This window comes from Marinifilum caeruleilacunae, assembly GCF_013141825.1.
Classification (GTDB): Bacteria; Bacteroidota; Bacteroidia; order Bacteroidales; family Marinifilaceae; genus Marinifilum; species Marinifilum caeruleilacunae.
The window spans coordinates 74,924-85,449 of the sequence record NZ_RZNH01000022.1 but is presented as its reverse complement, the minus strand read 5'-3'; the positions used below and the strand labels follow the sequence as shown (position 1 = coordinate 85,449).

The 10,526-nt window shown below is 38.4% G+C and carries 8 protein-coding genes; 7 read left to right on the top strand and 1 reads right to left on the bottom strand.

Annotated features, from left to right (window positions below):
• Nucleotides 1-108, top strand: a 108-nt coding sequence (locus ELS83_RS13465; protein ID WP_171595199.1) for an IS3 family transposase, incomplete at its 5' end; no start/stop codon positions are given.
• A 91-nt stretch (nucleotides 109-199) separates the two neighbouring features.
• On the opposite strand, the gene ELS83_RS13460 is transcribed toward ELS83_RS13465, so the two are convergent.
• Complete coding sequence (locus tag ELS83_RS13460; RefSeq protein WP_171596076.1) at nucleotides 200-1,324, bottom strand: DEAD/DEAH box helicase; 1,125 nt, start codon at nucleotides 1,322-1,324, stop codon at nucleotides 200-202.
• 206 nt (nucleotides 1,325-1,530) lie between these two features.
• Between ELS83_RS13460 and ELS83_RS13455 the strand changes: the two genes are divergently transcribed.
• From ELS83_RS13455 to ELS83_RS13430, 6 genes are all read left to right on the top strand, one after another.
• Nucleotides 1,531-1,902 carry an HYC_CC_PP family protein gene (locus ELS83_RS13455; protein WP_171596075.1) on the top strand — a complete coding sequence of 124 codons (372 nt, stop codon included), beginning with the start codon at nucleotides 1,531-1,533 and terminating at the stop codon, nucleotides 1,900-1,902.
• A 111-nt stretch (nucleotides 1,903-2,013) separates the two neighbouring features.
• Nucleotides 2,014-5,808: an efflux RND transporter permease subunit gene (locus ELS83_RS13450; RefSeq protein WP_346728157.1), complete on the top strand. Its 3,795-nt coding sequence runs from the start codon at nucleotides 2,014-2,016 to the stop codon at nucleotides 5,806-5,808.
• On the top strand, nucleotides 5,805-7,037 hold the full coding sequence (locus tag ELS83_RS13445; RefSeq protein ID WP_171596074.1) for a TolC family protein: 1,233 nt from the start codon (nucleotides 5,805-5,807) through the stop codon (nucleotides 7,035-7,037). The genes ELS83_RS13450 and ELS83_RS13445 overlap by 4 nt, the downstream gene beginning before the upstream one ends.
• Nucleotides 7,038-7,123: 86 nt before the next feature.
• A complete protein-coding gene (locus ELS83_RS13440; RefSeq protein ID WP_171596073.1) occupies nucleotides 7,124-8,908 on the top strand; it encodes an efflux RND transporter periplasmic adaptor subunit in 1,785 nt (594 codons plus the stop codon).
• 269 nt (nucleotides 8,909-9,177) lie between these two features.
• Nucleotides 9,178-10,011, top strand: a complete 834-nt coding sequence (locus ELS83_RS13435) for an FRG domain-containing protein (RefSeq protein ID WP_171596072.1) — start codon at nucleotides 9,178-9,180, stop codon at nucleotides 10,009-10,011.
• A 54-nt stretch (nucleotides 10,012-10,065) separates the two neighbouring features.
• The gene (locus ELS83_RS13430) at nucleotides 10,066-10,446 is read left to right on the top strand and encodes a hypothetical protein (protein ID WP_171596071.1); all 381 of its coding nucleotides are present in this window, start codon (nucleotides 10,066-10,068) and stop codon (nucleotides 10,444-10,446) included.
• Nucleotides 10,447-10,526: the final 80 nt, after the last annotated feature.

Genomic DNA, 10,526 nt, shown 5'->3' with positions numbered 1-10,526 from the left:
CACTTTCTAAAGGAACTGGAGGAGTATATAAATTACTACAATAATATTAGAATAAAGACTCATTTAAACGGATTGAGTCCGGTAAAATACCGAACTCAATATCATTAACTTATTTTATAACCGTCCAATATTTGGGGTTCACTTCAAAGCTGGTGGGTTTTTATATTTTTAAAGCCCAGTAGTAAACCTGAACCTATATTTACTGTCTTTTCGCTCTAATTTGGCTAAAGCCGATATTTAAAGCTTTCTGAAAGTAACGCAAGCTCTTCATCTCTTTATGGTTCACCAATGAAAGAGAAAGACCTTCTTTTCCGGCACGTGCAGTTCTTCCACTTCTATGCGTGTAATACTCTTCCTTATCAGGCAACTGGTAATGCACAACAAAAGCCAAACCTTCAATATCGATTCCACGGGCAGCCAAATCGGTGGCAACCAAAATCCTAAGCTTCTCATTTTTGAAAGCACGCATTACTTTATTACGCTCAATCTGTTTTAAATCTCCATGAATGGCATCAACCTTCACCTTTTGCGATTGTAGTTGTTGGTTCAACTTTTGCGCTGCTTCCTTTGTTTTACAGAAAACTACACCTCTTGCTTTGGTATCCGATTTTAGGAATTGCATCAATACCGATAACTTCTCGGCATCGTCGCACAAAACAAACTGGTGTTTGATATTCTTGTTTACAACATTCTTACCACTCACTTCAATTCGGTGGGCCGTTTTAGAAATATGGCGCTTAATAATTTGCTTGATACCCTGTGGCATGGTAGCTGAAAACAACCACTTGTTTTCTACTCTTGATAGGTAGGTCAGAATTTCATTCAGCTGATCTTTAAATCCCATGCTCAACATCTCATCTGCCTCATCCAAAATAACGGTTTTCACATGAGTCAAATCAACAGCCTTTTTCTTTACCAATTCAATCAGTCGACCTGGCGTGGCCACAATAATTTGTGTTGGACGACGAAGTGCTGAAATCTGTTTTTCGATAGGAGCACCACCATACACACATTCGGTAAAAGTCTTCTCGCTGTGTTTGGTAAATTTAAATAACTGCTTGGCAATTTGTAATCCTAACTCGCGAGTCGGACAAAGAATTAACCCTTGAACCTTATCAACTTTTGGGTTGATACGATGTAGCAATGGCACACCATAAGCGGCAGTTTTTCCAGTTCCTGTCTGTGCCTGACCAATTAAATCGGTATCAGCATTTGCCAAAACTGAAATTACCTCTTTCTGAATCTGGGTTGGATTCACAATCCCCAACTCATTTAATCCCTTTACAATGTTCTTATTTACACCTAGTTCCTTAAAAGTTTCCACAGCTATTCTTTTTTTAATTGGCTGCAAAAATAACACAAACAATTTAGAATGATGAATTATAAGACATGAATTATCAATAAATTCCCACTGATATTTCCTTTCTTATCAATACTTAACGGCTTGTTAATATACTGTTAAGGTTTGCTTTTTGCCATGTTATTCTTGTATAATTTAATAGTTTTGTTCATGTATAATGCTTTAAAAGAATGAAAACAAAGAAGTTTGTGCATATCACGATGGTTTTTCTCTTGCTGATTTCAACAGCTGGAGTAAGCATTAATAAGCATTATTCGGGCGGAGAAATCTTCTCTACCGCTTTCTTTATAGAAGCCGATTCCTGTTGCGAAACCCCATGTGCCTGTTGCAATGAAAGCACAGATTTCATTCAAGTTGATGCCGATTATTTGGCAACGGCCTACGATCTTGTAGAAGTGGCTCAATTCGACTTATTGTTTGCCTACAAAGCTGTACCAGTTGTACTTGAATCCGCAACTAATATATTAAATAACTTTCGCTGCGAGGATTCTCCTCCTCCATTCCCTGATTTATGCGTTGTAAATCAGGTATTCCGTTTATGATTTAATCAATTGGAAATGATCTTTTACGAGTCTATCGTAAGCTAAACTGGTACCCGTAACTTTTGTGTATACATCTGGTTCTTCATGATCATTTCTAAATCGAAATAATTAGTGATTCATAATTATTCATTCGTAATTGATTATTTCATGTTGAATAAAATCATCAAGTTCTTTTTAGAGAACAAGCTAATTACAACCATTTTACTGGTTGTATTTATTGCCTGGGGATTGATAACATCACCATTTCCCTGGAAAATCGAATTTTTGCCAAAAGATCCGGTGGCCGTAGATGCCATTCCTGATATTGGTGAAAATCAGCAAATTGTATTTACAAAATGGATGGGCCGTTCCCCACAAGATATAGAGGATCAGATCACCTATCCTTTAACCACTTCATTACTGGGAATTCCCGGTGTAAAAACCATACGCTCCTCTTCCATGTTTGGATTTTCCAGCATCTACATCATTTTTAAAGATGATATTGAATTTTACTGGAGCAGATCAAGAATACTGGAAAAACTGAACTCCCTGCCTCAAAACCTGTTGCCAGATGGTGTTCAGCCAACACTAGGGCCCGACGCCACGGCGCTGGGACAGATTTTTTGGTATACCCTTGAAGGAAGAACACCTGAAGGAGAAGTTACTGGTGGTTGGGATCTTCAGGAATTAAGAAGCATTCAGGATTTCCAGGTGAAATATGCCCTGGCTTCCGCCGATGGTGTATCCGAGGTAGCCTCCATAGGTGGGTTTGTGAAAGAGTACCAGGTAGATGTTGACCCTGCCGCCATGCAAGCCAATGGGGTGAACCTCATGCAAATCATGAACGCCGTTAAAAAATCCAATCTTGATATTGGTGCTCGTACCATAGAAATTAACCAGGCCGAATACTTTGTGCGAGGCATTGGGTATGTGAAACAATTGGCCGACTTGGAAGAGGCTGTTGTGAAGATGACCAATAATACTCCTGTACGCATCAAAGATGTAGCCCGTGTAAGTTACGGCCCTTCCGACAGAAGAGGCGTGCTCGATAAAATGGGTGCCGAAGTAGTTGGTGGTGTAGTGGTAGCCCGGTATGGAGCAAACCCATTAGAGGTGATTAACAATGTAAAAGCAAAAATCGAAGAGCTGGCTGTTGGATTACCCGAGAAGCAGCTGGCTGATGGAAGTATTTCAAAACTTACAATTGTACCTTTTTACGATCGTACACAGCTGATTTATGAAACTTTGGGAACCCTTGAAGATGCATTAACTCTCGAAATTATCATTACCATTATCGTTATCATTATTATGGTATTGAACTTAAGAGCGAGCATACTTATCTCGGCTTTAATTCCCATCGCAGTTTTAATGACTTTTATAGGCATGCGTTATTTTCATATAGACGCCAACATTGTTGCCCTTTCGGGGATTGCCATTGCCATTGGTACCATTGTTGATGTAGGCATAGTGCTCTCCGAAAATATGATTCGGCATCTGGAAATGAAAAATCCGGATAAGAATCTTCGACAAGTCATTTTCGAGGCTACAACAGAAGTAGCACCGGCTGTAATTACTGCAGTTCTAACAACCATCGTTAGTTTTATTCCTGTGTTTAGCATGGAAGCTGCCGAAGGAAAACTCTTTCGTCCACTGGCCTTTACAAAAACCTTTGTACTGATTGCGGCCTTAGTAGTGGCTGTAATTATTCTGCCAGCCATGGCACATTGGTTATTTGCAATAAAAACCGAAATACGAAAAATTAAAATTGCCTTAAATGCTTTTTTAGTAATCATGGGATTTTATTTGCTCTTTGCATCTTCGGCTTTGTTAGGTATCACCATAATTGTGTTGGGAGCAATTAATTTTATCTGCCATTTTTACCAGCAATATCATAAATACCTGAATCATGCCAATATCCTGGTTATAGCATTATCGGTTTCATTCCTGCTTGCAAGGGAATGGTTGCCTTTGGGAGCTTCAAATTCTTTATTTTCGAACTTCATATTTGTAATCTTAAGTATTGCCCTGCTTTTAACCATTTTCCTTGTATTTATTCGTTTCTATCAAAGAATTTTAAACTGGGCATTGAAATACAAACTCTTGTTTTTATCGCTTCCTTCCCTACTCATTCTTTGGGCAGTCATTATCTGGTTAGGATTTGCTAACACCTTCGGTTTTCTTGCACATGCTTTCGATAAAATTGGGATCAATATTACATCAACTTCTGTATGGAAAGAGATGTATCATAAATATCCAGGTATTGGAAAGGAATTTATGCCAGCGCTCGATGAAGGCTCATTTCTGTTAATGCCAACCTCAATGCCGCATGCAGGTATGGAAGAAAACAAAAGGGTTTTACAACTTTTAGACCTGGCAGTTGCCAATATCCCAGAAATAGATATGGTGGTTGGAAAATTAGGACGTGTTGAATCGGCTTTAGACCCTGCTCCTATTTCCATGTACGAAAACGTGATTAACTACAAAAGCGAATACAAAACTGATGCTTACGGAAAACGGATTCGATTTGCGCTTGATGAAGATGGAAACTTCTTAAAAGATGAAAATGGAGAATTCATCCCAGATGATTTTGGAGAGTTTTATCGCCAATGGCGCGATCACATCAAATCGCCAGACGATATCTGGCAAGAAATTGTAAATGCTACCAAAATACCGGGCGTTACATCAGCCCCAAAATTACAGCCTATTGAGACCCGTTTGGTGATGCTACAAACCGGTATGCGTGCACCAATTGGCATCAAGGTTTTGGGTAGTGATCTTAAGCAGATTGAGAGTTTCGGTTTGCAGTTGGAAAAAATTGTAAAAGATGTTCCTGGTGTAAATGAAGCTTCGGTTTTTGCAGAAAGAATGGTGGGTAAACCTTATCTGGAAATTAAAATTGACAGAAAAGCGATTGCTCGATTTGGCCTTCAAATTGAGGATGTACAAAAACATTTGGCCATTGCGGTTGGTGGAATGACTCTTACAAATTCGGTTGAAGGAAGAGAAAGGTATCCAATTCGCGTAAGGTATCCCCGTGAATTAAGAAACGATCCTGATCTTCTGAAAAAGATTTTGATCCCAACAAGTATGGGAAAATCCATACCATTGGAAGATCTTGCCACCATTGAGTATGTTCAAGGACCACAGGTAATCAAAAGCGAAAACACGTTCCAGGTTGGATATGTTATTTTCGATAAAGAAGAGGGATATTCCGAAGTGGATATTGTGGAAGATGCTCAATCCTTTATCACCAATAAAATTGAGAGTGGCGAGCTGGAAGTCCCGGCAGGTGTGAGTTTTCAGTTCACAGGCAATTACGAAAATCAGATACGTGCCGAAAAAAGGCTGGGAATTGTCATTCCAGTAGTATTGATTATCATCTTCCTGATTCTGTATTTCCAGTTCAGGGGAATAGCTCCAACATTAATGGTATTTAGTGGAATTGCCGTTGCTTTTGCTGGTGGTTTTATCATGATTTGGTTGTATGGTCAAGACTGGTTCCTAAATTTCTCTATTTTAGGAATAAACCTCCAAGATTTATTCCAGGTACACCCGGTATACTTAAGTGTAGCAGTTTGGGTTGGATTTATAGCCCTGTTTGGAATTGCCACCGATGATGGTGTAATTATGGCTTCCTACCTGGAACAGGAGTTCAAAAAAAACAAACCAAAAACAATTAGCGAAATCAGGTTATCGGTAATCGAGGCTGGAAAGAAAAGAATTCGCCCTTGTTTAATGACAACCGCAACTACATTATTGGCATTGCTTCCAATTTTAACATCAACAGGTCGAGGGGCCGATGTTATGATTCCAATGGCCATTCCGGCATTTGGAGGCATGACCATTGCCTTAATCACACTATTTGTTGTGCCTGTACTCTATGCCATGTACAAAGAAATCAAACTGAAGAAAGGAGGATTGGTATGAGAATTTATATCATGATAGCGCTCTTATTTTTTGCAAGTGCAAAAGTACTTGCCCAGACTGCAAAACAGGATGTAAAACAATACATTGATTTTGCCATTGCTAATAACCCGGAGTTAAAAGCTATGGATTTAAAATATCAGCAAGCAATGGAGAAAGTATCGCTGGCAAAATCTCTTCCCGACCCGAGCTTTTCGGCAGGAGTATTTATCCAATCCATTGAAACACGAGTAGGTGCACAAAAGGCAAAACTATCTGTTTCTCAAATGTTTCCATGGTTTGGAACTTTAGGCACAAAAGAACAACAAGCTAGTTTAGAGGCACATGCCATCTACTTAAAATATTTAGATGCAAGCGCTAAACTTGAAATGAATGTAAGCAAATCATGGTTGGATCTTGTTCTTACCGACAAGAAAATATTTTTTACTCGAAAGCGTGTAGAAATTTTGGAACGTTTGGAAGAGCAAAGCCTTAAGCGTTATGAGAGTGATCAGACCGATATGGTAAATGTGTTATACATTCAAATGCTAAAAGAGGAGCTAATTTCGAAATTGGACCTCTTTAAAGACAAAAGGATGACCCAGCAAATTGCTTTTAATACATTATTGAATCGAAAGTTAAAAACGGAAGTTATTACGCCCACAGATGAGTCCTTTATGATTTCGGCAAGTATTCCTACGGCAAATATTGAATTCGATAAGCATAACAGAATTGAAAGCTGGGAACACTTGCATGAATCAGCAGAATTTGCTGAAAAGGCATCCAAATTAAACACATTTCCAAAAATTGGTATTGGTTTGGATTATGCAATTCTGGCCAAACGAAAAGATATGGATGTTGCAGACAATGGCAAGGATGCAATTATGCCTATGATATCGCTAAGTATTCCTGTGTTCAGAAAAAAGAACCGGGCTGCGGTAAAAATCAACCAGCTAAAACAAGCTGAATTTAAAGCTCTTAAAGTATCCGAATTAAATCAATTGCAGCTGGAGTACCAAAAAGCTCTTGAAATGTACCAAACCGGTAAAAGAGATGAAAGCTTATATCAGAACCTTCTTACCAAAGCAAAGCAATCTTACGAGATATTGTCGAGTAGTTACGAAAGCTCTGTTAAACGTTACGAGGAGGTGCTGAATATGCAACAGAAAATCTGGATTTATCAGCAAAAGCAGATCGAAGCTCAGATTAAGGTCCAAAAAAGCCTGGCACAGATGAAGTACCTGGGATCCTAAAGGAAATCAACAAGAGTAAAATGATATCAAAAGCTATAATAAGACTCTACACTTTGGCTGTAGCAGTCACATAAAATAGAGAAAGAATGAAAAAATTATTAGAATATATAACAAGCAACTGGCAACAAAAGTTAATTGTTTTGTTGGTCGGATTATTATTGGGCTGGTTACTATTTGGTGGTAAAAGCGAGAGTACTCATTCTCATGAAGGGCATCAACATGGAGAAACCGTGAATGAGGCTGAAGCCAGTACATGGACCTGTTCGATGCATCCTCAAATTCAACAGCCAAAAGAAGGAGATTGCCCAATTTGCGGAATGGATTTAATTCCCCTGGACAAAACCGGTGGCAGTTCTTCTCCTGCTGTAATCGAAATGAATGCCGATGCAATCAAACTTGCCAATGTAGAAACTGTACGGGCTGAAAAAGGCAAAATCAGCAAGGAAATTCTACTGAATGGGAAAGTGCTTACCGATGAGAGAAGAATGGGCTCTCAAGCCATACATTTCGATGGAAGAATTGAAAAACTATTTGTGAACTTCGAAGGCGAAAAGATCAAGAAAGGGCAAACACTGGCTAGTGTTTACGCACCAAAACTGATCAGTGCACAGCAAGAATTGCTACAGGCCGTCAAAACCAGTGATAAATATCCTGAATTACTAAAAGCCGCAGAGCAAAAATTGAAATTCTGGAAGTTAACAGATCAGGAAATCGATAAGATTAAAAGTACTGGTAAAATCATGGAATCGTTTGATATCAAAGCCGATGTGTCTGGTTATGTACTTCAAAGAAATGTAGCCGAAGGAGCCTATGTAAAAGCCGGAAGCATTCTGTTCGAGATTGCTGATTTAAAAAAGGTATGGCTCGTTTTTGATGCTTACGAAAAAGATTTACCATTTATTCAGAAAGGTGATGAAGTTGAATATTCAGTAGCAGCCTTACCATCCGAGGTTTTCCACACTAAAATAAGCTATATCGATCCGGTAATTGATCCGAAAACGAGGATTTTAAAAGTAAGAACAGAAATCGACAACCCCGATTATAAACTAAAGCCAGAGATGTTTGCCACAGGTATTGTTTATGCTGATATTAAGCAGGATGGCAATGAGTTAATTCTTCCAAAATCGGCAATTATGTGGACCGGGAAACGTTCCATTGCCTATGTAAAAGTAGATGGAGGTTTCGAAATGCGAGATGTTGAGTTGGGAGAATCTTTGGGTGATTCCTATATCGTTTTGGATGGAATTGATGAGGGCGAAGAGGTGGTTAGCAAGGGAACCTTTACGGTAGATGCTGCTGCCCAGCTGAACAACAAATACAGCATGATGAACCAGCCTGGAAGTAAACCAGGTACTCCAAAATTACAAGCACATGTAAGTGAATCTTTTGCCAATAAATTAAATGCACTGATAACATCCTACATGAATCTGAAAGATATCATGGTTGAAACCAAAGACGTAGAAAGCAATCGGGCTGCCAAATCACTCATGAAAACTTTACTGAAAATGAATCCTTCGGAGGTAAATCTGAAAGGAAGAGCATTAAAATTTTGGAAAGAAAAATACGACTTGTTGCACAGGCACCTTACTGATATGACCAACAATGAAGATATGGAGCTACAAAGAAAAGCTTTTAAACCATTTAACGAAGGGTTAATTGTGAGTATGAAAGCCTTAAGTACCATCGACTCTAAGATTTACATACAATATTGTCCGATGGCCGACAATGATACAGGAGCTTATTGGTTAAGTTTGGAAGATAAGATCATGAATCCTTATTTCGGAGATGTGATGCTTCATTGTGGTGAAGTTACCGATACATTGATTCAGGAAATGCCTAAACAAATGCATAATGGTCACCATCATCACTAACAATATCAATGAAAATGCAAACAAAATGAAAAAGAGTTTGTTTTTACTTATAGGAATGGCGGTTACGCTAAGGTTTCTGTCTTCCTGTAAATACAAATTGAAATAAGCTATAAGGGGTATTCTTTATGATTTAATTACTACATACATTACTTACAACTGAATCATAAGCTACGGAATACCCCACCAATTTTAAAAATTTAAAACTTTGTTTACTCAATTCTTCTTTTTTATTTGCAATTTTAGATGTACGAACATCTAAGCCTTGTCTCATGCAACTCAAAAAAGAAATCATCCCAACTTCGTGGTCAGAATTACAGGAAGTGCTTTTTACCGATTCGTTTAACGAAAGAATAAACAGGACACGTTCTCCCTATATCTACAGGGGCTTATCAAAGTTTGATTACCAATTGAAAACCTCTTTGATTCGTCTGAGAGGTCCGTATGAGGAGTTAGAGTTTCACCTGTTACGTAACTTTAAAAAATATTCCTTCCGTCCTGATATCAACAACAAATCGGATTGGGAATGGCTTGCACTGGCGCAGCATCATGGTTTGCCTACGCGACTCCTGGATTGGACCTATTCACCCTACGTGGCACTGCATTTTGCAACAGCCGAAATCGAAAAATATCATAAAGATGGTGTAATATGGGCCCTGAACTATGAGAACCTAAAAAACTATTTGCCAGAGAAACTTCATACCAAGCTGAACCAGGTAGGATCAAACAGCTTCACCATAGAGATGCTTCATGAATTGTATCGCGATTTAAAAGAACTTTCGAAAGAAGAATCTGATTTTGTGGTTGCCTTCGAACCTCCATCTTTAGATGATAGAATTGTGAACCAATATGCCATTTTTACATTCATGTCTCATTCTACCTCCGTTTTAAATTCATGGTTAATGGATAAGCCTGAATTGTATTTTAGAATCAGGATTCCAGCCGAAATGAAATGGGAAATACGAGATAAACTTGACCAGGTAAACATCAACGAAAGAGTGTTGTTCCCGGGCATGGATGGTTTGAGCAAATGGCTAAGCAGACACTATTCACCTACAGAAACGAAAAAGCAAAATCATCTGAACTTGGAATCAAATCATAGGTAAAACTTTTTTGCTTGAAAGGATTGATCTTTATATCTTTAATTAAAAGCCTAAGATATGAAGTTCAAATACGAAATCATTCCCGAACTAAATCTGATTAAAGAATTCTACTATGGATATTTCAAGTGGAACGATTTGATTCAGCATACGCTTAGCACCCGAGAGGATGAACTTTTTGATGAATCCTATAATGTAATTTCTGATTTTACCAGGGCAAAAGTTCTGCTCAATATTAAAGATTTAGATGACTATATCGACGAGTACGAAAAGTACAGTCCGATTCTGAATAAATGTGCAATTCTTGTGAGCCACAGCTACGACACTCCTATGGCTATGCTATTCGAGATTCAGGTAAGAATTCAAAATGCAAAGGTATTCTACACCGAAGAAGAAGCTATGAAATGGCTTGAAATAGATCCGGTTAAAGTGAAAAAATAGGTCTCTCCCCACCCTTCATATTAATTAAAACTCATTTAAAATTAGGTGTTTACAGGTATCTTACTATTGACATCGCAGTA

Bases quoted from the DNA above. Each gene is read 5' to 3' on its own strand.
- ELS83_RS13435 (WP_171596072.1), top strand. From the start codon at position 9,178: ATGCAACTCAAAAAAGAAATCATCCCAACTTCGTGGTCAGAATTACAG.
- ELS83_RS13440 (WP_171596073.1), top strand. From the start codon at position 7,124: ATGAAAAAATTATTAGAATATATAACAAGCAACTGGCAACAAAAGTTA.
- ELS83_RS13445 (WP_171596074.1), top strand. From the start codon at position 5,805: ATGAGAATTTATATCATGATAGCGCTCTTATTTTTTGCAAGTGCAAAA.
- ELS83_RS13430 (WP_171596071.1), top strand. From the start codon at position 10,066: ATGAAGTTCAAATACGAAATCATTCCCGAACTAAATCTGATTAAAGAA.
- ELS83_RS13455 (WP_171596075.1), top strand. From the start codon at position 1,531: ATGAAAACAAAGAAGTTTGTGCATATCACGATGGTTTTTCTCTTGCTG.